The 23,301-nt window shown below is 62.8% G+C and carries 18 protein-coding genes, 1 tRNA gene and 2 rRNA genes; 7 read left to right on the top strand and 14 right to left on the bottom strand.

Annotated features, from left to right (window positions below; translation table 11 throughout):
* The first annotated feature begins 152 nt into the window (after positions 1–152).
* The 6 genes from NP945_RS01170 to NP945_RS01145 all read left to right on the top strand — a co-directional run bounded on the left by NP945_RS01170 (position 153) and on the right by NP945_RS01145 (position 5,233).
* Positions 153–1,139, top strand: coding sequence for an ABC transporter permease (locus NP945_RS01170; RefSeq protein WP_256745357.1), 987 nt, complete (start codon positions 153–155; stop codon positions 1,137–1,139).
* On the top strand, positions 1,136–1,966 hold the full coding sequence (locus tag NP945_RS01165; protein ID WP_127809248.1) for an ABC transporter permease: 831 nt from the start codon (positions 1,136–1,138) through the stop codon (positions 1,964–1,966). The genes NP945_RS01170 and NP945_RS01165 overlap by 4 nt, the downstream gene beginning before the upstream one ends.
* Positions 1,963–2,976, top strand: coding sequence for an ABC transporter ATP-binding protein (locus NP945_RS01160; protein WP_256745356.1), 1,014 nt, complete (start codon positions 1,963–1,965; stop codon positions 2,974–2,976). The genes NP945_RS01165 and NP945_RS01160 overlap by 4 nt, the downstream gene beginning before the upstream one ends.
* On the top strand, positions 2,973–3,749 hold the full coding sequence (locus tag NP945_RS01155) for an ATP-binding cassette domain-containing protein (protein WP_256745355.1): 777 nt from the start codon (positions 2,973–2,975) through the stop codon (positions 3,747–3,749). Before NP945_RS01160 ends, NP945_RS01155 begins: the two co-directional genes overlap by 4 nt.
* Before the next feature lie 63 nt (positions 3,750–3,812).
* Complete coding sequence (locus tag NP945_RS01150; protein WP_256745354.1) at positions 3,813–4,343, top strand: L-2-amino-thiazoline-4-carboxylic acid hydrolase; 531 nt, start codon at positions 3,813–3,815, stop codon at positions 4,341–4,343.
* A 107-nt stretch (positions 4,344–4,450) separates the two neighbouring features.
* Positions 4,451–5,233 carry a hypothetical protein gene (locus tag NP945_RS01145; protein WP_256745353.1) on the top strand — a complete coding sequence of 261 codons (783 nt, stop codon included), beginning with the start codon at positions 4,451–4,453 and terminating at the stop codon, positions 5,231–5,233.
* A 25-nt stretch (positions 5,234–5,258) separates the two neighbouring features.
* Here NP945_RS01145 and NP945_RS01140 read toward each other — a convergent pair whose 3' ends face one another.
* Both NP945_RS01140 and NP945_RS01135 read right to left on the bottom strand, forming a co-directional pair.
* Positions 5,259–5,870 (bottom strand): NAD(P)-dependent oxidoreductase, encoded by a 612-nt coding sequence (locus NP945_RS01140; RefSeq protein WP_256745352.1) that lies wholly within the window; start codon positions 5,868–5,870, stop codon positions 5,259–5,261.
* 43 nt (positions 5,871–5,913) lie between these two features.
* The gene (locus NP945_RS01135; protein WP_256745351.1) at positions 5,914–6,552 is read right to left on the bottom strand and encodes a DsbA family protein; all 639 of its coding nucleotides are present in this window, start codon (positions 6,550–6,552) and stop codon (positions 5,914–5,916) included.
* A 129-nt stretch (positions 6,553–6,681) separates the two neighbouring features.
* On the opposite strand from NP945_RS01135, the gene NP945_RS01130 reads away from it, so the two are divergent.
* Positions 6,682–7,599, top strand: a complete 918-nt coding sequence (locus NP945_RS01130) for a LysR family transcriptional regulator (protein WP_127269586.1) — start codon at positions 6,682–6,684, stop codon at positions 7,597–7,599.
* A 12-nt stretch (positions 7,600–7,611) separates the two neighbouring features.
* On the opposite strand, the gene NP945_RS01125 is transcribed toward NP945_RS01130, so the two are convergent.
* From NP945_RS01125 to NP945_RS01070, 12 genes are all read right to left on the bottom strand, one after another.
* On the bottom strand, positions 7,612–9,228 hold the full coding sequence (locus tag NP945_RS01125) for a GMC family oxidoreductase (RefSeq protein WP_256745350.1): 1,617 nt from the start codon (positions 9,226–9,228) through the stop codon (positions 7,612–7,614).
* Positions 9,225–10,739 (bottom strand): FGGY-family carbohydrate kinase, encoded by a 1,515-nt coding sequence (locus NP945_RS01120; RefSeq protein WP_256745349.1) that lies wholly within the window; start codon positions 10,737–10,739, stop codon positions 9,225–9,227. The genes NP945_RS01125 and NP945_RS01120 overlap by 4 nt, the downstream gene beginning before the upstream one ends.
* Positions 10,740–10,761: 22 nt before the next feature.
* Positions 10,762–11,604 carry a class I fructose-bisphosphate aldolase gene (locus NP945_RS01115; protein ID WP_127382208.1) on the bottom strand — a complete coding sequence of 281 codons (843 nt, stop codon included), beginning with the start codon at positions 11,602–11,604 and terminating at the stop codon, positions 10,762–10,764.
* A complete protein-coding gene (locus NP945_RS01110) occupies positions 11,595–13,292 on the bottom strand; it encodes a glycerol-3-phosphate dehydrogenase/oxidase (RefSeq protein WP_256745348.1) in 1,698 nt (565 codons plus the stop codon). Before NP945_RS01110 ends, NP945_RS01115 begins: the two co-directional genes overlap by 10 nt.
* A 21-nt stretch (positions 13,293–13,313) precedes the next feature.
* On the bottom strand, positions 13,314–14,309 hold the full coding sequence (locus tag NP945_RS01105; RefSeq protein WP_256745347.1) for an aldo/keto reductase: 996 nt from the start codon (positions 14,307–14,309) through the stop codon (positions 13,314–13,316).
* Entirely contained in the window at positions 14,306–15,286 is a 981-nt protein-coding gene (locus NP945_RS01100) for a sugar-binding transcriptional regulator (RefSeq protein ID WP_127321031.1), read from the bottom strand. Before NP945_RS01100 ends, NP945_RS01105 begins: the two co-directional genes overlap by 4 nt.
* Before the next feature lie 25 nt (positions 15,287–15,311).
* Complete coding sequence (locus tag NP945_RS01095) at positions 15,312–16,235, bottom strand: ABC transporter permease (RefSeq protein ID WP_236383556.1); 924 nt, start codon at positions 16,233–16,235, stop codon at positions 15,312–15,314.
* 76 nt (positions 16,236–16,311) lie between these two features.
* Complete coding sequence (locus NP945_RS01090) at positions 16,312–17,847, bottom strand: sugar ABC transporter ATP-binding protein (RefSeq protein ID WP_256745346.1); 1,536 nt, start codon at positions 17,845–17,847, stop codon at positions 16,312–16,314.
* A 96-nt stretch (positions 17,848–17,943) separates the two neighbouring features.
* Positions 17,944–18,975, bottom strand: a complete 1,032-nt coding sequence (locus NP945_RS01085) for a substrate-binding domain-containing protein (RefSeq protein ID WP_013529471.1) — start codon at positions 18,973–18,975, stop codon at positions 17,944–17,946.
* Between the two features lie 819 nt (positions 18,976–19,794).
* Positions 19,795–19,871 (bottom strand) — tRNA-Met (locus tag NP945_RS01080).
* Between the two features lie 225 nt (positions 19,872–20,096).
* Positions 20,097–20,211 (bottom strand): 5S ribosomal RNA (rrf, locus tag NP945_RS01075).
* A 152-nt stretch (positions 20,212–20,363) separates the two neighbouring features.
* Positions 20,364–23,185 (bottom strand): 23S ribosomal RNA (locus tag NP945_RS01070).
* Positions 23,186–23,301 lie beyond the last annotated feature (116 nt).

Here is a 23,301-nt window from a genome sequence, read left to right as displayed (position 1 = left end):
TCGGCTGATTTTCCTGGAGCGTCGAACATTGGCGAAACCATAAATGACTTCCGATCTCCCCCCTTGAGGGGGAGATGTCCGGCAGGACAGAGGGGGGCGCTCAGGCGCGACATCTCTCTTGGGCGACTCAGTGCCAAGCCTCCGACGCCCCCATGACCCGCGCCCTCACGCTCATCCGCCGTCGCCTCGTCGGCAGCATCTTCGTGCTGCTGATCGTCGTCGTCGGCACCTTCCTGCTGCTCGAAGCTGCCCCCGGCGATGCGGTCGATGCCTATATCGTCTCGACCGGCGGCGACGCCGGCATGATCGAATTGTTGCGTCATCGCTGGGGCCTCGACCAGTCGGAGCTGACGCGGCTCGCCAATTACCTCTGGGCGCTGTTGCATCTCGATCTCGGCCAGTCGGTGACCTTCTCCAGGCCGATCCGCGACGTCATCCTCGAACGCCTGCCCAACACGCTGCTGTTGATGGTCAGCGCCACCGCGCTCTCCTTCGGGCTCGGCTCGGCACTCGGCATCTATGCCGGCGCGCGTCCGGGCAGTTTCCGCGACCGCTTCCTGTCGATCGGCTCGCTGGCGCTCTATGCAGTGCCGGGTTTCTGGCTCGGCCTGGTGCTGATCGTCGTCTTTGCCGTCGACCTGCGCTGGCTGCCGATCGGCGGCATCGAAACCCTGGCCTCTGACAAGACCGGCCTTGATCGCGCAGCCGACATTGCCATCCATCTCGCCCTGCCCGTTTCCGCCCTCGGCTTCATCTATCTGGCGCTCTATCTGCGCATGATGCGCGCCGGTATGGCCGAGGTCTGGCGCCTGGATTTCGTCCTGGCCGCGCGCGCCAGGGGATTGTCACGCCGCCGCATCGTGCTCACCCACGTCGCCCGCAACGCATTGCTGCCGCTGGTCACCATGCTCGGCCTGCAGTCGGCGCAGATGCTCGGCGGCAGCGTCGTCATCGAGAGCGTTTTTTCCGTGCCCGGCCTCGGCCGGCTGGCGCAGGAGGCGGTCGCCTCCCGCGATACGCCGCTTCTGCTCGGCATTATCCTCACCAGCGCCGTCCTGGTCATCGTTATCAATTTGCTCGTCGACATCGCCTACGCCTTGCTCGATCCGCGCGTCGGCGCCAGCGAGGCCGGTGCGTGAGCCCGCTCCGCCGCTTTCTGCGCACGCCCGAGGCGGTCGCCGGCGCCATGCTCCTGGCGGCGCTGATCGCCATGGCGCTGTCGGCGTCGCTGCTGTTCCCCGGCGACCCGCAGGCCATCGCCGGCCCGGCGCTGCTGCCGCCGTTCCAGGACTGGTCGCTGCCGCTGGGCACCGACCGGCTTGGCCGCGACGTGCTGGCCGAGCTTTTTCATGGCGCCCGCACATCGCTGGCTGTCGGGCTCGCGGCCGCGGCCGCCGCACTTGTCGTCGGCGCCGTGGTCGGCACATTGGCCGGCTTTGCCGGCGGCCTCGTCGACGAGGTGCTGATGCGCATCACCGACGCCTTCCAGACCGTGCCGAGCTTCCTGCTGGCACTGGCCTTCGTCAGCGTCGTCGGACCGTCGCTCGGCGTCGTCGTGATTGCCATCGCGCTCGGCACCTGGACCGGACCAGCCCGGGTCGCCCGCGCGGAAGTCCTCTCCATTCGCGAACGCGATTATGTCGCCGGGGCCAGGGTCATCGGCATGCACCCGCTGGCGATCGCCTTTCGCGAGGTGCTGCCCAATGCCCTGCCGCCGGTGCTGGCGATGTCGTCGGTGATCGTCGCCGCCGCGATCCTCACCGAAGCGGCCTTGTCCTTCCTCGGCCTGGGCGACCCCAACCGGGTCACCTGGGGCGGAATGATCGCCGAAGGCCGCGCTGTCCTGCGTACCGCGCCCTTCCTGTCGATTGTCCCGGGCATAGCGCTGGTGCTGACCGTGCTCGGCGTCTATCTCGCCGGCGAAGGCATTGTCGAGACGACAGCGGTCAGGAGAGGCCTGTCGTGACCACGCTCGCTTCGATCCGCGACCTGACGGTGACCTACCGGCGTGACGGCAATGAGGTGGCAGCGCTGAGGAGTGTAGGCCTCGATATTGCCAATGGCGAACGCCTCGCCATCATCGGCGAAAGCGGTTCAGGCAAAAGCACGCTGGCACTGGCGATTGCCGGGCTGTTGCCTGCGTCCGCCAAGGTTGATGGGCGGATCGATTGGTTCTTACATCCGCCGTTGGGCGCCAAGGCGCCCCCCTCTGTCCTGCCGGACATCTCCCCCTCAAGGGGGGAGATTGGCAGTTCCCCCGCAGGCCCTCTTTCTGCATCTCTGGCGATGGGCGAAAGTGGAGACAAGGGCGTAATCTCCCCCCTTGAGGGGGAGATGTCCGGCAGGACAGAGGGGGGCCTCGTAAGGCGCAAAGTCCGAAAGTCTTCCCTCAAACAGAGCTACATCCCCCGCCTCGGCCGCGACATCGGCTTCGTCTTCCAGGACCCCTCCGCCAGCCTCGATCCTGTCATGACCATCGGCAAGCAAATCGCCGAAGTAGCGCGCACGCATCTCGGCCTCACCTGGTCCCAGTCCTATGCCAGGGCCAAAAGCCTGCTGGAGCGCGTCCGCCTGCCCGACCCGGACTCGGCCTTGCGCGCCTTCCCGCATCAGCTTTCCGGCGGCCAGAAGCAGCGTGTGGCGATCGCCGCAGCCATTGCGGCCGGCCCGAAATTGCTGATCGCCGACGAAGCGACCAGCGCGCTCGACACCATCGTGCAGGCCGAGATCGTCGCCTTGATCCGACGCCTGGCGAGCGAGGACGGCATGACGCTGCTGTTCATCAGCCATGACATCGCGCTGGCGGCCGAGCTTGCCGAGCGTATCGCCGTTTTCCGCCATGGGCAGTTGGTCGAGCTTGGCATGACGGCGCAGATTGTCGGCGCCCCGGCCCAGCCCTATACGCGCGCATTGCTCGACGCCCATATCGGCCTCGACACCAGGCCATTGCTGAACCGGGCAAGGCTCCACGCATGAGCCTGCTGGCGGTGTCCAACCTGACCAAGCGCTACCGTCGCGGCAACAAGATCATCGCTGCCGTCGACGATGTCTCCTTTCACATCGACCCCGGCGAAACGCTGGCATTAGCCGGACCTTCCGGCAGCGGCAAGTCGACGATCGCGCGGTTGGTGCTGCGATTGATCGAGCCGGACGCCGGGCGCATCGAATTCGAAAGCGACGATTTCCTGGCCCTGCCCAGCACAGCACTGCGAGCACGCCGCGCGCGCCTGCAAATGGTGTTCCAGGACCCGCTTGCCGCCTTCAACCCTCGCGCCACGGTGGCGCGTGTACTCGACGATCCCTTGCGCATCCATGGCATCGCCTCCCGCGGCGAGCGCCCGCGCCGCATCGCCGCCTTGCTGGAGCGCGTCGGGCTGACGGCTGATCTCGCCCCACGCGCCATCCACGAAATCTCCGGCGGCCAGCGGCAGCGCGTCGCCATTGCCCGCGCCATCGCCACAAAACCGTCGCTGATCGTGCTCGACGAGGCGGTGTCGGCGCTCGACGTTTCCGTGCGCGGAGAGATCCTCGAGCTTTTGCTCGACCTGCAACGCCAGGAAAAGATCGCCTATCTCTTCATTTCACATGATCTCGGTGTCATCCGGTCGGTCGCCCACCGCGTCATCCTTCTCGACGCCGGCCGGATTGCCGAGAACGGCGATGCCCGAACCGTCATCGACGCACCGCAATCGGCCATTGGCAAGGCGCTGGTGGCGGCAGCACCGAGATTGAACCGGACCGGACCATGATCCCGAAAAGTGGGATCCGGTTTTCGGACAAGATCATGGTCAAACAACAAACCAGGACGCAACATGACCGACGCCGAAGCCAGAGCCGAAAAACTGTCGCGCGAACTCGATTCCGCCTTTCGCAACCGCGCCGATCTCTACCGCCTGTTCCTCGACGAACTGACCGGAGAGCTGGGCGCCGAACAGGCCGAAGCGATCATGATCCGCGCCATCGAACAGCGCGGCAAAGAAGTCGCGGCTGCCGCCTTCGCCAGCTTTGGCCCCAATGACGCACGCGCCATCGGCGAGGCATTCCTCGCTGTCAGCCCGGATGGCGGCCTGATGTATCCGACCGACGTCGAACGCAGCGATGACCGCATCGCCTTCAAGGTGAAGCGCTGCCCGCTGAAAGATGCCTGGGTCGAAGCCGGTGTTGGCAACGAAAAACTCGCCACGCTCTGCCGCATTGCCGGCGCCTTCGACCGCGGCCTGTTCGAGGCGACTGGGGTGCGTTTCGACAATGTCACCTGGACGCCGGGCCACGGCTCCGGCTGCTGTCATATCGCGCTGACAAACAGAGCCAGCATGGATGAGGGTCGCGCCTCTTCGAACTGACGGGGATTGGCGATGCTGTTGGCGGAAGCCGAACAAGGTGACAGCGAGCCCCTTCCTTGTTCTTATCGAGCATCACGAATCGGCGGCCTCATCGAGGAGGGACAATAATGCACGTCGTGACATTGTTGAAAGCGAACATGTTCGATGTCGAGATCGACGGCAAGCCGGCTTCGATCGCCGAGGCTTTGCCGGACTGGAACTCGCATGACCGTTTCGGCCTGGTGATCGACGATGCGCTTGGCGGCATCGGCGCCACCCATCTGCTGCAGATCGCCATCACCGCGTTCTACGACGTCAAGCCGAGCCGCCGCAGCGAGCTGACGGTCTATCCGGAAATCTATGCCTTCCATATCGGCAAGGGCTATGGCGCGCACGCGCCCTATGATTTCTGGCCGGCCCGGCGCGAGGTCATCACCTCGCGCGATCATCGTGAGGTGCTTGACGCCATCAACGATCGTGGCATCACCCGGCTTGCCGTCCCCGATCGCCTGCCACGAGACGTCGTGCATCGGCCGAAGGAAATCGACGCGGCGCTCGACCGGATTGTGTCGGCATTCGTCTACAGCCCGTCGGGCCGGGTTTCGGATCCCGACCTCGTCATTTCAGGCAACGACAAGCGAACCGAATACAACCCCAACAGTGCCTTGCGGCCTCGCTATACCGACAACCGCCCGGCTTCGGTTTCGACGGCGGCCAAGCCGGTCAAGGAGGTCGACCCGTCCTACCAAGAATGGCTCCGCAAGCGAGAGAACGACCTGACCAGCGACGAACGCGCCTTTGTCGAACGTCGCCGCGAGGCGCTGAGGCAGGACGGGCTCGTCACCGAGACCTACCGGCGTGCCGGTGTCCGTGAAGCGCTGATGCGGCTGGCGTCGGCCGGCCTCGATTGAGACCCGGCCGCCGCCACCCGTTCGCTCAATAGCCGACGGTGAAGCGCTGCCTGATATGGGCCGGCTTCTCGATCTCGTCGACCATGACGATCGCGTAGTCCTCGAAGGAAATGCTGCTGCCCTTGTCGGAGGCGAGAAGTGTATCCTTGCCGAGGCGGAATTTGCCGGTGCGCTCGCCAGGCACGAACATGGCGGATGGCGACAGGAACGTCCAATCGAGGTCGCTGACCGTCTTCAATCTGTCCAGGAAGTCGGCGCCCTTCTGCGCTTCGGCCTTGTAGATATCAGGGAATTGAGGCGTGTCGACCAACCGCTTGCCGGGTGCCACTTCGAGACTGCCGGCGCCGCCGACGACGAGATAGCGCTTCACGCCGGAGGCGCGCACCGCCTCGATCAGCGTATCGGCATCGCTGTCCAGGAAATGCACGGAGCTGATCACCGCGTCATGGCCGCGGATCAGGCCCGCGAGACCTTGTCTGTCGAAGACATCGCCCTTCCTCGCCGTCACGCCAGGAAGGGCGACGATCTTTTCCGGGTTGCGCGCAATGCCGGTGACGGTATGGCCGCGATCGGAGAGTTCCCTGAGAAGGCGCGAACCGACAGCGCCCGATGCACCAATGAGAGCGACTTTTGCCATGTCTGTTTCCTTGTTCCTTGTGGAGGTTTTCTGGAGGATGGGATCACGCCGCCGCGATATGGGCGACGAGATTGTCGAAGCTGCCGAACAGCGCGTTCGAACCGATGAGCCGGGGCGCATCATTGCGGATGACCGAGAGCGAAGGCACGCCATCGGCATGCAGGCGCTGGAACAGCGCACGGCCACGGCCAACCAGATCGCGGTGAGCCGTAAGCAATGTTTCAGTCGGCGCCTTGAGCATTTCGGCGGCGTCCGCCATGCCGGCGGCGGCGAGCACCTCGGCCACACCGCCGATCGTCACGACATCGCGTCCTTCTACATAGCGCGCATGCTGGATCGTCTTCAGCGCCGCAAGCCGGCGGCTGGGATCTTCCAGGCCAGCGGCACTGATGCCGAGTGTGGCGGCATGTGAATCGAGCAGGGTCCCACGGACATTGAGGACATTGTGCCGGTAGGCCGGCGTGAAGGATTGTCCGGTCAGGCGCTCGATGCGCTGGTCGTTCGCCCAGGCATGCGCCGCAAAGCCTTCATCCATCGGACGTGCGCCGGCGCCGGAAAACAGGTCGGTCGGCAGCAGTTCGACGTTCAGGCCGGCGGCCGACAACCGGTCGAGCATCGGGGTGGCGCCATAGCACCAGCCGCAGAGCGGATCGAAAAGATAGGTCACTTCTGAATTGCTCATAGTCGCTGCCATTCCTGCCCGGCCACCGGACTCGTCGAGGCCGTCGCTCATATGGCAGACGGCAGCCTTGCGATAAATGGCGCCCAATTGTACAAACTGTCTGATCTGATCATACAAAGGGCAGCCAGCTTGGCCGAACTTCTGAACCTCAATCGGCTCGCCTACTTCACCACGGTGATGGAAACCGGCTCATTCACCGCCGCGGCCGACCGGCTTGGCGTCGCCAAGGCCGTGGTCAGCCATCAGATCGGCAAGCTCGAAGAGGAGCTGGGCGCAACGCTGCTGCAGCGCACGACCCGGCGTGTCACGCCGACCGAAGAGGGCCGCCTCTTCTATGACCGCGCGATGATCATCCTGCGCGAAGCGGAGGCGGCCTATGGCGAAATCTCGCGCGGAGCCGTCGAACCGAGCGGAACGCTGAGGCTGACGGCGCCACTCGACTACGGCACCAAGATCGTGGCTCCGGTCATGGCCGCCTATCTCAGAACCTACCCGCATATGCGCGTCGAGGCGATCTTCGACGACGCCGTCAGCAATCTGGTGGACGAGCAGATCGATCTCGGCATCCGCGTCGGCTGGCTCACCGATTCCTCGAACCAGGCGCGGCGCCTGGGGACGATCCGGCAGATCGTGGTGGCGAGCCCTGGCTTCGCGGCGAGCCTGCCGCCCGACGTGACGCCGCGCCAGGCAAGATCGCTGGCCTGGGTCGGCAACACCCAGTTGCGCGGCATCGGCCAATGGCTGTTTTCCAGGGACACTGAGACGGTGCTGACCGAACTCAATCCGGTCATCATGTGCGACAAGAGCCCCGCCGCCCTGGCTTGCGTGCTCGTCGGCATCGGGCTCGGCGTCTTTCCGGATTATAGCGTCAGCGACGATATCGCCGAGGGGCGGCTGGTGCCGGTGTTTGCCGACTGGAGCCTGCCGTCAGGCGGCATCCACGCGGTCTTTCCGCCGGCCCGGTTCCGGCCCGCCAAGGTGCGCACCTTCGTCGATCTGCTCGCGGCGGCCGAGAGACGGCGATCGCGCGGTGTTGCCGCGGCTTGAAGCCGATGGCGGTCAGCGGGCCTCTTGCAGGATCATCTCGGCTGCCTTTTCCGCGATCATGACGACCGGCGAGTTGGTGTTGCCTGAGACGATTGTCGGCATGATCGAGGCATCGACCACGCGCAGCCCGCCAAGCCCGTGAACACGCAGGCCGTCGTCGACCACCGCCATCGTATCCGAACCCATCTTGCAGGTGCCGACGGGGTGGAAGATCGTCGTGCCTATATCGCCGGCCTTGCGGATGAGCTCTTCATCGCTGTCATACTGCGTGCCGGGCAGCATCTCTTCCGGCGCAAAGCGCGCCACCGCCCGGGCCTTCATCAGGCTGCGGACATGGCGCAACGACGCGACGGCCACGCTGCGGTCTCCCTCGGTGGAAAGATAGTTCGGGCGGATCTTCGCCGCCTCCCGCGCGTCGGATGAACCCATATGTACGGTGCCCCGGCTTTCGGGGCGCAGATTGCAGACCGAGACGGTGACCGCGGGAAAGCGATGCAGCGGCTCGCCCAGACGGTCGGTGCTCAGCGGCTGCACATGGTATTCGAGATCGGGGGTTGCGAGACGCGGATCGCTCCTGGCGAAGATGCCGAGCTGGCTCGGCGCCATCGACAGCGGCCCGCTGCGCTTGAGCGCGTATTCCAGCCCCATCGACGCACGGCTGACCAGATTGTGGTAGCGCTGGTTGAGCGTGGCGGTGTTGGCGACCTTGAAGACGGTGCGGATCTGCAAATGGTCCTGCAGATTTTCTCCAACGCCCGGCAAGGCGTGACGAACATCCACGCCGATGCTCGAAAGCAGGTCGGGGCAGCCCACCCCCGACAGTTCGAGCAGCTTCGGCGAGTTGATGGCGCCGGCCGCAAGGATCGTCTGTCCAGCGCGGACCTGGTGCAGGCGGCCGCCTTGGCGGAAAACCAATCCGGTGACGCGCCGGCCGTCGAATTCGAGCCGTTCGGTCTCCGCGCCGAGCACCACGCGCAGGTTCTTGCGCGTGGCAATGCCGCGCAGAAACGCCTTCGATGTGTTCCAGCGGACGCCCTTCTTCTGGTTGACCTCGAAATAGCCCGAGCCTTCATTGGTGCCGGTGTTGAAGTCTTCGGTGCGCGGAATGCCGAGTTCCTCGGCCGCGTCCCGGAAAGCGTCAAGGATCGGCCATGAAAGCCGCTGCCGTTCGACCCGCCACTCGCCGCCGCTGCCATGCATGGCGCCTTTGCCGCCGTGATAGTCTTCCGACTTGAGGAAGTAAGGCAGGACATCGTCCCAGCCCCAGCCGGCATTGCCGGCCTGACGCCAGCCATCGTAGTCGGCTGCCTGGCCGCGCATGTAGATCATGCCGTTGATCGATGAACAGCCGCCAAGCACCTTGCCGCGCGGATAGTTGAGGCTGCGTCCATTGAGACCGGCTTCCGGCTCGGTCTTCATCATCCAGTCGGTGCGCGGGTTGCCCATGCAGAAGAGATAGCCGATCGGGATATCGACCCAGTGATAGCGGTCGCTGCCGCCGGCCTCGAGCAGCAGCACATTGTTGCGCGGATCGGCGGAGAGCCGGTTGGCGAGCACGCAGCCGGCGGAGCCGGCGCCGACGATGACATAGTCGTAACTGCCGAACGGGGACGGTGGAGCTTCGGTCACGTGCGCGCCTGCTGTCCGGCGATGCGCTCCCACATCGGGGTCATCGCCTGGTTGATCTCGCCGTACAGTCGATACCGCCCCGAATATGCATCGGCAACCGCCTCGTTGGGTACAAAATGTCGGGCCGCCGCCGTCATGGCGGCTGCACCGGCACTGTAGTCCGCGAAAATGCCTACGCCGGTGCCCGCCGCGATCGCCGCTCCCAGCGCGCCGGTTTCGCGGCTGCGCGCCACGGTGACGGGCACGCCGAGCACATCGGCGAATATCTGCGGCCACACGCTGCTGCGCGAGCCCCCGCCCGACAGCACCACCTGGTCGAAATCAGCGCCCGCTCTGTGCAAGGTCTCGACATGGCGCTTATGCTCGAAGGCAACGCCTTCGAACAGCGCACGCAGCAGATGGGCTCGGCTGTGCCAGCCGGCGATGCCATAGAAGCCTGCGCGCGCATGGCCATTCTGCTGCGAGCCGTAAAGGAAGGGATGATAGATCGGGATGTCGCTGTTGGGATCGACGGACGCCACCAGTTCGCTGCACAATTCGAACGGCGACTTGCCGGCTTCGCCACCATGTTCGAGGAATTCGCGAACGATCCATTCGAGATTGGCGGCCGAGGTGGCACTGGATTCGATCGCCAGATAGCGCTGGCGGTCGAAAGTCGACAGCATGAAGATCGAAGGGTCGCGGATCGGTTCGTCGGTAATGACCTGGTTGATGCTCCAGGTCCCTGCGATAACCGATGCGGCGCCGGTTCTGGTCACGCCCGAACCGACCGCGCTGGCGACGACATCGAACAGCCCGGCGACGACCGGCGTGCCGGCGCGCAGTCCCGTCAGGGCCGCCACCTCCGCGCTCACATGACCGGCAATGTCGGCCGATTCCAGCACTGGCGGCAGCAGGTCCATGCAATCGCCGAGCCCATAGGCGGCAAGCAGGTCCGGCCCGTAGCGGCGGTCCTGCATCTGCAGCAGGCCGCAGCCCGACATGTCTGAAGTGTCGCTGCTGCGCGCACCAGTCAGGCGGTTGACGACGAAATCCTTGCACAGGAACACAGTTCCGATGCTGGCGAACAAGGCCGGCGAAAAGCGCTTGAGCCAGGCAAGCAGGGTAGGCGTCTGCGCCGCCCACGGCCGTTGCAGGCAATGTGCATAGGTGCGGCCGCCGACATTCTGTTTTGCCCATTCGGCGACGATGTCGACCGCGCGTGTGTCGAGCGACTGGATGCCGATCAATGGCGCGCCCGAGCGATCCAGCGCGTAGAGCCCGTTGCCATGACCGGCGCAGCCGATGGCGACTATCTCGCCGGCGTCGATGCCGGCTTCAGCGATGCATTGGCCGATGACCGAAACCGCGTTGCGCCAGAGTTCGTCGAGGTCGCGTTCGACATGTCCGGGCTTTGGCATGGACGAGCGGCCGTCACGGGCGGCGAATGCCAGTTCGCGGCCGGACAGGTCGAAGAGGATGGCCTTGATGACGGTGTTGCCGGCATCGAGACCGAGGATATAGCTTGCCATTGGCGCCTCCCGAGGCCGCAGCCTAAGCCTGGTTGTACAGATCCCAGGCCACGCCGCCATCGGCATCGTCATGAATGATCGCCATCAGCCCGCGCACGACGGCGCTCGGGTTGGCGTGCTGGTAGATGTTGCGGCCATAGACCATGCCAAGCGCACCCTGTGCCATCAAGGCGGCCGACTTGTCGAACACGGCACGCAGATCCTCCTTGCCGCCGCCGCGCACCAGCACCGGGCAGCGCGCCGCCTCGACGACGCGGTGGAAATCGTTGGGATCGGTGGTCGGATCGGCCTTGACGATATCGGCACCCATTTCACGGGCAAGCCGGGTCAAGGTGACGATCTTTTCGGCATCGCCGTCGACCATGTAGCCGCCATGCTCGGCGACCGGCAGCATGGCCAGCGGCTCGATCATCAGCGGCAGGCCGTATTTCTCGCAATCCGCACGCACGCGGGCGATGTTCTGCACGCATTGCCGGAACAGGTCCGGCTCGTCGGGCAGCATGAACAGATTGACCACGACGCAAGCCGCATCCATCTCGATGGCGCCAAGCAAGGGCTCGGCTTCGTTCTGCAGCACCGCCCACATCGCCCGGTGGCGTATCCTGTTATAGGGATTGCCCATGTCGATGCGCATCACCAGCGCCGGCTTGTCCTTGCCAGGCACGGCCTGCAGCAGATCGGCCTGGCCGTAGTTCATCTGGATGGCGTCGGGGCCGGCCTTGACCAGCTGATTGACCACACCGGCCATGTCTTCCAGCCCGGCAAGGAAGCTCGGCTCGTTGCAGACACCATGATCGATGGCTACGTCGAGGCAGCGGCCGCCACCGAACAGCCGGTTCATGCGGACTTTCTTGTTTATGCGCATAGGGCGCTCCTTTGATGCGTCTGGAGATCGATGCCGTGCCGGTAGGCCAGCAAGGTGAGGAAGGTCGCGCGCTCGGTGGCGGCCTCGCTGGCGCTCCAGCCCTTGTGCGCCGCCAGCATGTCGAGAACGGCATTGACGAGGTCGACGCTGAGACCACCCGAAATGGCGATGGTGGTGCGGCGCAGGAACAGGTCGGCGAGGCACTCGACCTGCTCGCGCTCGATGATGCGCCCTATCTCGCTTGCCGAATAGTCCGACTGCGGCAGCATCTGTTCGCCCGCCGGGTGCGAAACGAAATCCCTGGCCGACGTGCCATAGCGTTGCACAAGTGTGTGCGCGCGCTCGACCGGCAGGCCATGCTCTGCGGCGAATGACGCGCACCAGGCGTCCGGATCGGCGGGAAAATCGCGGCCGCCACCGATGGCCATGTCCTGCGTGCCCTGGCTGCGCGCGAGGCCGAGCCGCTTCAGCGCCATATCGGCGGCCAGCGCTCCAAACGAACGGAAGGTGGTCCACTTGCCGCCGATCATGCACAACGTCGCCGGCAGATGTCCGGCCGGTTCGACGAACTCGCAAAAATGATCGCGCGGTATGCGGCCCGTAAAACTGTCTTCGCTGGCGGGCAAAGGACGCACGCCGGCAAAGCGGAACACGATCTGGTCATCGCTAACCTTGATCGAGGGGAAGACGAAAGCGAGCGACTGCAGGATGTAGCGCTGCTCGTCCTCCTCGCAACGGACCTGGTCCGGATCGTCCACCCGGATGTCGGTCGAGCCGATCAGCACCTTGCCTAGATAGGGAAACAGGATGCAGATGCGCCCGTCCTCGTTCTCATAGTAGACCATATGGCCGCCGAGCGCGTCGAACAGTTCGCCGTTGTCGACGATCAGATGCGAGCCCTTGGTACCGCCCATCATCGTCTGCGCCGTTGCCCCGATGGCTTTGTTGGTCAGGTCGATCCAGCCGCCGGTGGCGTTGATGACCAGTTGCGGCCGCACCGGCAGCTCTTCGCCCGTCAGCGTGTCGGTAATGGCGAGGCCATCGCCTGTCGACGACGCCTGAGCGTAGTTCAAGGCGCGGGCATTCGTCGCGCTCGCCATGGCGTCCAGCAGCATCTCCAGGCCGAGGCGCTCGGGCCGGCTCACCCAGGCGTCGTAATAGGTCGCCGAATTGCGGATCGCCGGGTTGATCGCCGGCCATGTCTTCAGGGTTTCGGCGCGGCCCCTGAACCGGTGCGTCGGCATCATACGCCGTGCAGCGGTGAAAAGGTCATACATGGCAAGCCCGGCCTTGATGACCAGCGCCCCGCGCCGGCTGGGCCGCCGCGTCAGCCCCAGGAAACGCACCGCACCGTTGGCGAGACCGGAGAAAATGTCGAAGATCGGCACCGTCGTCGGCAGCGGAGCCACATAGTGCGGGGCATTCCTCAGCAGCCGGTCGCGTTCGAGCAGCGATTCGCGCACCAGTTTGAACTCGCCGTTTTCGAGGTAGCGCAGGCCGCCATGCACCATGCGCGACAGGGCAGCGCTGGCGCCGCTGCAATAATCGCCCTTTTCCGCCAGCACGACATCGACGCCTTGCAGGGCCAGTTCGCGAAAGACGCTGATGCCGTTGATGCCGCCACCGATGACGAGCACGGCGATATCAGGCCGGTCGCGCAGACCGGCTAACGTATGACTACGGTTCATCGGGGCTGTTGCCTTTTTTGCTCAGGCATCCATCGCGGTGAGATGCGCGGCTGCCGCGGCGTCGATCGCCGCTAGCTCGCTTGCCGCAAGCGTGATCTCGCCGGCCCGTGCATTGTCGAGCGCCTGTTCGGGATTGCGCGCGCCGCACAGGGCGAAGGTGATGCCCGGCTGGGCGAGCGTCCAGGCGATGACGATCTGCGCCGTCGACGCCTGGTGGCTCTCGGCGATCGGGGCGATGGCCTCTTTCAGCTTTGCGACTTTCTGCCGGTTGGCCGTGGAAAAGCGTGGGTTGTCCTTGCGCTGGTCGTCGCCGCCGAATGTGCGACCGGGGTCGACCGTGCCGGTGAGCAGGCCCAGCGCCAGCGACGAGTAGCTGAGGGTGGCAATGTCATGGCGGCGGGTGATCGGCAGCAGGCTGCTCTCGAGGTCGCGGTCGATCATCGAATAGCGCTCCTGGATCGCATCGAGCTGGCCGGCGTCGATATAATGGCCAAGATCCTCGGCGCTGATGTTGCTGGCGCCAATGGCGCGGATCTTGCCGGCTGCCTTGAGCTTTTCCAATACCGCCATCGTCTCGGCGATCGGCGTCGTCGGGTCCTGCCAATGGGTGATGTAGAGGTCGATATGATCGGTGCCCAGACGGCGCAGGCTCTGCTCGATCTCATAGGCGATGCCGTCGGCGCCGAGATAGCGATGCACAGGCTTGCCGTCCTGATCGAAGAAATGGCCGCCCTTGCCCGAATGCCAGTTCAGCCCGCATTTGGTCGCGATCACCACTTTGTCGCGCTTGCCCTTGATGGCGGTGCCGACGATCGCCTCGCTGCGGCCAAGACCGTAGGCCGGCGCTGTGTCGATCAGGCTGAGGCCGGCATCGATCGAGGCTTCGATCGCCCTGACCGACTCCTTCTCGTCGGTGCCGCCCCACATCCACCCGCCAATCGCCCAGGTGCCCAGGCCTACGGCCGACGCCGATATGCCGGACTTGCCGATCTGCCGCTGGATCTGTCGAGAATTCATGCTACCTCCTGTTCGGCCAGCTCGAGGATCTGGAGCCCCGTGGCCTCGTCCGTGACGATGGTGTCGAGATGGTTGCCGCGCAGGGCGGCGAGGATCGGCGCGACCTTGCTGGGGCCGCTTGCAATGCCGATCGAGCGCGGGATGGTCGCGAACTCGTCAAGCGTCAACGAGACCAGCGAACGGTTGAGCGAGTAGTTGCAAAGCTTGCCCTGGCGGTCGATGAGATGAGCGAGCAGCTCGCCTGTCGCCCCGGACTTCTCGATCGCCTGGCGATCGGCATTCGAGGACGGATGCAGGTCGTAGTAGCTGGAATCGTCGGTCAGGATGGAGCCGACACCCACCACCGCGACATCCGCCTCGCGCGCCTTGCGAAACACGTCGGCGACGGAGCTGATGCCCATCAGCATTTCGCGCTGCTGCACGGTGTCGGCAAACAGCGGCGCATGAATCTGATAGGCGCGGCCGCCGAGCTTGTCGGCCATCAGCGAGGCGACGTGGTTGACGTCGGTGTAGTGCTTGCCCTGCACCAGGCCGGTTGCGGGAATGATCTCGACGTCGTATCGGCGCCCCGGCTTGAGACCGGCGACCAGCGCGCTGACGCCCTTGCCGCCGGTGATCGAGATCGTGTCGCCGTCCTTGATGGTGTCGAGCAGCAGCCCAGCCGCCGCCTCGCCGACCCGCTGCAGGGCCGTGTGCGGATTCTCGGAGACCGACGGCACCACCATCGCCCGCTCGATGCCGCCCAGCGCAACCAGCCGTGCTTCCAGGTCGACCAGATGGTCGATCGGTGACTTGATCTTGATCTCGACGAGGCCGAGCTGGTGGCCGCGCTTGATCAGCCGGTTGACCGTCGCGTGCGAGATGCCGAGTTCCCCGGCGATCTCGGCCTGGGTCTTGCCTTCAACGTAATGCAGGACAAGCGCCTGGTGCATTTGACGAACAGCGGCGATGTCGTCGCGGGTGTTGGGAGGGGCCATGGTCTTGCTGCGGTGCCTTTAGAGTTCAGGACTTCTTGCGATGCAGGAAGTGATCGATCGATACGGCTGCGAGCAGGATGCATCCCTTGATCATGTCCTGCCAATAGACCGAGACATCGAGCAGGATAAGCGAGCTCGTCACCACCGACAGCAACGCCATGCCGAGGATCGCTCCGAAGATGGTGCCCGAGCCACCATTGAGCGAGGCGCCGCCGATGACGGCCGCGGCGATGATGTTGAGTTCCATGCCGGCGCCGAAGGTCGGTGTCGCCGCGCCGAAGCGCGCCATGTAGATGACACCGGCCAGTCCGGCCAGCGTCGAGCACAGCACCGTGACCCAGAACTTCACCTGATTGGTCCTGATGCCGGAGAACTGCGCGGCCTTCTCGTTGGAGCCGGTGTAGAAAACCTTGCGGAAGGCCGTGGCGCGACGCAGCAGGAAGTCGAAGATCGCCACCACGACGATGAAGATCAGGATGACATAGGGGATGTTGTTGAAACTGCCCTGGCCTATGGCCTTGAAGGCCGGCGGCAGGGTGAACAGCGACAGCGGCGTGCCCTTGGTGACCACCAGGCACATGCCGCGCACGATGACCATGGCCGCCAGCGACGTGATGAAATGATTGAGGCCGATCACGGTCACGAAGAAGCCCATCGCCGCGCCGATCAGCGCGCTGACGCCGATGCCGATCAGGCTTGCCGTCCAGGGATCGAGGCCGGCAAGGAACAGCGCACCCGAGACCACCATCGAGAAACACACGACCGAGCCGACGGAAAGGTCGATGCCGCCGACGATGAGCAGGATCGTCATTCCGACGACGACGATGCCTTCGATGGAAAAGCTCATCAGCATGGCGCGGAAATTGCCCCATGTCAGGAAGTGCGGCGAGGCGAAGCTCATGGCGATGCACAGCGCCAGGATGATGACGATCAGCCCGGCCTCGCGCATCGAGGCGAGCTGAGCGAAATTGATGCGCCGCCCGGCGGCCTTGATCTCGGCGTGCACGAGCGCTTCTCCTGATTCCCTAGGCGACATTCTGGGCCTGCCTTTGATTTGAACTGTCTTGAACGCCAGAGGCGAGCATGATGATGGCTTCCTCGCCGAGCTCGCTGGCGGTGAGTTCGCCGGCGATCCTGCCTTCGCGCACCACGACAACGCGGTCGCACAAGCCAATCAGCTCCGGCAGTTCCGACGAGATCACGATGACGCCGACACCGCTGCCGGCAAGCTGGCGCAGCAGCCGGTGGATCTCGACCTTGGCGCCGACATCGATCCCGCGCGTCGGCTCGTCCATGATGATGACTTTGGGACTGACGGACAGCTGCCTGGCGATGGCAACTTTCTGCTGGTTGCCACCGCTCAGCGTCGAGACGGCGGCATCGATGCCGGCCATGCGCACGCCGAGCCTGCCGGTCAGCTCCTTCGCCTGACGATCCTCGGCCTTGCGGTCAAGCAGGCCGAGGCGCCCGGTCAGCCTGGCGAGGTCGAGCGCGGAGATGTTCGCCGCGATCGGCAGATCGAGGAACACGCCGGAGCCTTTGCGGTCCTCGGAAAGATAGACCAGCCCCGCCTTGACCGCATCGCCATAGCCGCGCAGCCGGAGCTGCTTTCCGTCGAGCGCGACGGTTCCAGACGTCCTTGGCCTCAGACCACAGACCGTTTGCGCGATCTCGCTGCGGCCGGCGCCTATCAGGCCGCCTATGCCCAGAATTTCGCCGGCACGAAGCTGCAGATCGACGTCGGCGAAGCGGCGGTTATCGGAAAGCCCCTCGACCGAGAGAAGCAGGCGCCCGGGCTCCTGCGGCGCCAGCTTATCGGGATAGAGCTGGGTGATTTCGCGGCCGACCATCTTGCGTACGACATCGTCCGGTGAGACGGTTGCGATCGGATCGGTCGCCACGTAGCGGCCGTCGCGGAAGACGGTGACGCGGTCGCACAGCGAGAATATCTCGGCCATGCGGTGGCTGATATAGACCACCGAAATGCCCCGCTCCTTGAGCCCGCGCACGATCGAGAACAGGCGCTGCGCTTCGCTTTCGGTCAGCGCCGCGGTCGGCTCATCGAGCATCAGCACCTTGCAGTCGAGCGTCAGCGCCTTGGCGATCTCGACAAGCTGCTGGTTGGAAATGGAGAGGTCGGCAACCCTGGTACGCACAGGAATGGGCGCGAGCAGGTCCATGACCTTCTGGGCGTCGGCGTAGAGCTTCTGGAAATTCATCAGCGGCGCGCGCCGGCTGTTGATCGCGGCCATGTAAATGTTTTCGGCAACCGTCGCGTCCTGACAGAGCGCGATTTCCTGGTGGACAAGCGCAATGCCGAGGCGTTGGGCGGCCGCGGGCGAGTGGATCGAAACACGCTCACCATCGATCAGGATGTCGCCCTCGTCGGGCTGCAATACACCGGCGATCATGTTCATCAGCGTCGACTTGCCGGCGCCGTTCTCTCCGCACAGTGCATGGATTTCGCCGCGCCGCAGCTCGAACCGTACGTCGCTCAGCGCCTTGACCGGGCCGAACGCCTTGGACAGGCCACGGATTTCAAGAATGGGCGCCTGGGTCACGCCGTGCTCCTGCGATGAACCTGCGGGGGAGGAAGGAGGCCGAAGCCTCCTTCCCGGTTAATCCGGCCATGCCGAGGCCGGGCGGCGAGATCGAGACTATTCCTCGATGCCCTTGGTGCCGCGACGCTTGAGGTACTTGTCCCAGTAGAAGTCGTCCGCATTGTCCTTGGAGACAATGGAGAAGCCATTGTCGACGAAGGGCACGCTCATCGGGTTGAAACCCGAACGCTTGGCGTCGTTCATCGGATCGATCAGGCCGGGATGCTTGGCCATCCACAACAGCATGAAGCCCATATAGCCCTGCATGCCCTGGTTTGGATTGACCGAGCCGAAGATCTCGCCGGCCTTGATCATGTCGAGGATCTTGGCATTAACGTCGGCGAGCATGACGCGGATCTTGCCACCGCCTTCCTTGGCGGCCTGGGCAGCGCCGATGGCCGAGTTGGCCTCCGGCATGAACACGGCGCCAAGATCAGGATGCGCCTGCGCCAGGCTCAGAACGGCCTGATAGGCCTTGGTCGGATCCTGGTTCGAAGCAGCGCGGCCGACGAGCTTCATGTCAGGCCATTTGGCTTCCATGCGGGCAACGAACGCGTTGACGCGCTTGTCGTGGTTGTCCTGGCCGGGATTCTCCAGCACCGCATATTCGCCCTTGCCGTCCATCGCCTTGGCAACGGCGTCGGCGGCATAGGTGCCTTCGGCATTGTTGTCGGAAGTGATGTAGGAGACGCGCTTGGAATTCGGCGAGTCGGCGGCGAAGGTCACCACCGCGGTGCCCTGTTCGATGGCGCGGTTGATCGGCTCGATGAACGGATCGGAGTTCATCGGATGCACCAGTATACCGGCCGGCTTCTGCGCCAGTGCCTGGTCGAAGGTCGCGATCTGCTTGTTGACGTCGTATTCCGGCGTACCCGTATAGGCGGTCTCGCAGCCGAACTGCTGGCCGGCCTGCTTGAACATTTCATAGACCGGGAACCAGTATTCGACGCCCGAGACCATGACGTTCATGACGTATTTTTCACCCGGCTCGCATTTGAACGGGTTTGGGGTTTCGGCGCGTACCTGCATCGACCCAAAGCAGGTCGATGCAGCCGCCGCGATTGCGAGCGTGCTCAGAAATTTGCGCAAGTTTCCTCCCTTGGCCGAAGCCATCCTCAATGACCGTTGCAGGCGCTCAGCGAGCGCTGCCGTATGGATTTGATGATGCCGACCTTCCTCCGAAAGCCGACGATCGGGACATTACAGCCTCGGCGGAGGCTGTCAATATAATTCACATGTTGAAATATATTTCATAACCTACTTCCGGGGAGTCTACGCTCCGGTCGACGAAGCTGGTCGCAGGCCGCCAAGGTGCCGTACGGGCCAGGCAAGGCCTTTCCGGCCTTTTTGGCCGCGAACCGGGGAGTGCGGTTGGAGTATCTGCACCCAGGAGTTCGCGCGGTGCCCTCCCGCCGGCCGCGTCTTATCACGTGAAGCCCAGATCTTGTCTTTGATAGCATCTGTTCCGGGCGCGGCGTGACGCTCTCCATGTCGCTTGGCCAAGAAGTCTGCTGCTGCGTCGGCTTACAGCAGCCTTGACCACCCGGAGTATTCCGAGAACCTTCGGCTGTCCCGCTGGCTGGTGCCTGGCGAACTGTTTGTTTGGTGCAGATTGGTTTGCAGGGGACGGGATTGGTTTTTTTGTTCCGCAGCTTGGGCTTCGCCTTGTTGCGGACGCCTGGTCCGGGGCAATCGATGGCCAGCCCAGCCGAACATCAAAACGGCCGGCGGGCTTTGTTCCAGGCGGATTGTTTGCTTACCGAAGTTTGGTTGGGGAGAGGATTTGAGTTTTCTGTCTAGCGGCTTGGGCTTGGCCTGCTTGGGGGCGCCTGATGACGGGTTAAACGCCGGCACCAGGGCAAAAAACAAAAGAGCCCGCACGAGGCGGGCTGTTTGTTTAGTGAGGTTTGGTTGCGGGGACAGGATTTGAACCTGTGACCTTCAGGTTATGAGCCTGACGAGCTACCGGGCTGCTCCACCCCGCGTCACCTTTTGTGCAAGCGTTTGCTTGCTAATCTAAGCAAACGCTTGCTTGCGTTCCTAAGCAAGCGTTTGCTTGCTTTTTTGTGTAAGCCGAGGCCTACAGATAGGTATATGGCTGACCAAATGAAAGGGCCGCTTACGCGGCCCGTGATCCCTTGGCGGGCCATTTCATAAAGAGAAGATATCACTCCATCCGATTGGATGTGAGTTCAACGTGCGTTTAGCAGACCTGGCAGCGACCTACTCTCCCGCGTCTTGAGACGAAGTACCATCAGCGCTGGAGCGTTTCACGGCCGAGTTCGGAATGGGATCGGGTGCAGCCGCTCCGCCATAACCACCAGGTCGGCAAAACGCACGTTGTTCGAGAAGCTTTTGAGCGAAGGAGCACAAAGAGGCATCGGCAGCGGAGCTGTCGGGTGCCTCTCGGGGCTATTCGCTGGTCTTTTTTGTGCCTGTCATCCTCCGATTTGGAGCGATGAGCATAAGGAATGAGAACGATCAAGCCGATCGAACTATTAGTACCGGTAAGCTTCAAGCGTTGCCGCTCTTCCACACCCGGCCTATCAACGTGGTCGTCTTCCACGGTTCTCAGGGAATACTCGTTTTAAGGTGGGTTTCCCGCTTAGATGCCTTCAGCGGTTATCCCGTCCGGATATAGCTACCCTGCTATGCGGCTGGCGCCACAACAGGTCCACCAGAGATCCGTCCATCCCGGTCCTCTCGTACTAGGGACAGATCCTTTCAATATTCCTACACCCACGGCAGATAGGGACCGAACTGTCTCACGACGTTCTGAACCCAACTCACGTACCGCTTTAAATGGCGAACAGCCATACCCTTGGGACCTGCTCCAGCCCCAGGATGCGATGAGTCGACATCGAGGTGCCAAACAACCCCGTCGATATGGACTCTTGGGGGTCATCAGCCTGTTATCCCCGGCGTACCTTTTATCCGTTGAGCGATGGCCCTTCCACGCGGGACCACCGGATCACTATGACCGACTTTCGTCTCTGCTCGACTTGTCAGTCTCGCAGTCAGGCAGGCTTATGCCATTGCACTCAGCGAACGATTTCCGACCGTTCTGAGCCCACCATCGCGCGCCTCCGTTACTCTTTAGGAGGCGACCGCCCCAGTCAAACTACCCACCATACATTGTCCCGGACCCGGATAACGGGCCGCGGTTAGACATCCATAGTAATAAGGGTGGTATTTCAAGGGTGGCTCCACCTGAGCTGGCGCCCAGGTTTCAAAGCCTACCACCTATCCTACACATGCCACTACGAATGCCAATGTAAAGCTATAGTAAAGGTGCACGGGGTCTTTCCGTCTAACCGCAGGAACCCCGCATCTTCACGGGGAATTCAATTTCACTGAGTCTATGCTGGAGACAGCGGGGAAGTCGTTACGCCATTCGTGCAGGTCGGAACTTACCCGACAAGGAATTTCGCTACCTTAGGACCGTTATAGTTACGGCCGCCGTTTACTGGGGCTTCGATTCAGAGCTTGCACCCCTCCTCTTAACCTTCCAGCACCGGGCAGGCGTCAGACCCTATACGTCGTCTTGCGACTTCGCAGAGCCCTGTGTTTTTGATAAACAGTCGCTACCCCCTGGTCTGTGCCACCCTCCTCTACTTGCGTAGAAAAGGGTCACGCTTCTTCCGAAGTTACGCGTGCAATTTGCCGAGTTCCTTCAGCATAGTTCTCTCAAGCGCCTTGGTATACTCTACCAGACCACCAGTGTCGGTTTCGGGTACGGTTTATAAGGAGGAGCTATTTCCTGGAACCACGCAGCAGCCCGTTCAATCCGATAAGATTGGACTACCTCAATGATCCGTCACTACCTCCAAGCCCACGAATATTAACGTGGTTCCCATCGACTACGCGTTTCCGCCTCGTCTTAGGGGCCGGCTAACCCTGCTCAGATTAGCTTTAAGCAGGAACCCTTGGTCTTTCGGCGGGGGAGTCTCTCACTCCCCTTACGTTACTCATGTCAGCATTCGCACTTCTGATACCTCCACCACCCCTCACGGGTATGGCTTCATCAGCTTACAGAACGCTCCGCTACCGCTTGGCCCTTGCGGACCAAACCCTAAGCTTCGGTGTATGGCTTTAGCCCCGTTACATTTTCGGCGCAAAGACCCTTATTTAGACCAGTGAGCTGTTACGCTTTCTTTAAATGATGGCTGCTTCTAAGCCAACATCCTGGTTGTTTTGGGATCCTCACATCCTTTCCCACTTAGCCATAACTTGGGGACCTTAGCTGTAGGTCAGGGTTGTTTCCCTTTTCACGACGGACGTTAGCACCCGCCGTGTGTCTGCCGACTAGTACTCCCAGGTATTCGGAGTTTGGTTAGGTTTGGTAATCCGGTGAGGACCCCTAGCCCATCCAGTGCTCTACCCCCTGGGGTATTCGGTCGACGCTCTACCTAAATAGATTTCGCGGAGAACCAGCTATTTCCGAGTTTGATTGGCCTTTCACCCCTAGCCACAAGTCATCCCGAACTATTGCAACAGTTATGGGTTCGGTCCTCCAGTAAGTGTTACCTTACCTTCAACCTGCTCATGGCTAGATCACTCGGTTTCGGGTCTAATGCGACGAACTGAACGCCCTATTCAGACTCGCTTTCGCTGCGCCTACACCTAGCGGTTTAAGCTTGCTCGTCACACTAAGTCGCTGACCCATTATACAAAAGGTACGTGGTCACCCAGGACGAACCTTGGGCTTCCACTGTTTGTAGGCAATCGGTTTCAGGTACTCTTTCACTCCCCTTGTCGGGGTGCTTTTCACCTTTCCCTCACGGTACTAGTTCGCTATCGGTCATGCACGAGTACTTAGGCTTGGAGGGTGGTCCCCCCAATTTCAGACAGGATTTCACGTGTCCCGCCTTACTCGAGGACGATTGATTGCATTACGCGTACGGGGCTGTCACCCACTATGGCCCTACTTTCCAGAAGGTTCCGCTTGTCTCTCAATCGCCACTGGCCTGGTCCGGGTTCGCTCGCCACTACTTCCGGAGTCTCGGTTGATGTCCTTTCCTACGGGTACTTAGATGTTTCAGTTCCCCGCGTTCGCCACTTTACCCCTATGTATTCAGGGTAAGTTACCTATTATCGATACTTGGAAACCACAGCAGCAAGTCGGCCTTGCGACCTTCCGGCTGCTCTGATTTTCCAAGTACCTTAGGTGGGTTTCCCCATTCGGAAATCTACGGATCAAAGGGTATTCGCACCTCCCCGTAGCTTATCGCAGCGTATCACGTCCTTCATCGCCTGTGCATGCCAAGGCATCCACCAATTGCCCTTAAGACACTTGATCGTTCTCATTGCCAATGCCCACCCGCGCAATCCCGAAGGGATTGTCGCTTCAGCCTTCCCCTTGCGAGGTTAGCGTCCGCGCAATCTCGAAGAGATTGTCGCCTGAAGCAGATCCTG

It is taken from the genome of Mesorhizobium sp. LMG17149 (assembly GCF_024518695.1).
In the GTDB taxonomy this organism is placed as follows: Bacteria; Pseudomonadota; Alphaproteobacteria; order Rhizobiales; family Rhizobiaceae; genus Mesorhizobium.
The sequence above is the reverse complement of the archived record's forward strand: the minus strand, read 5'-3'. Positions and strand labels throughout refer to the sequence as shown.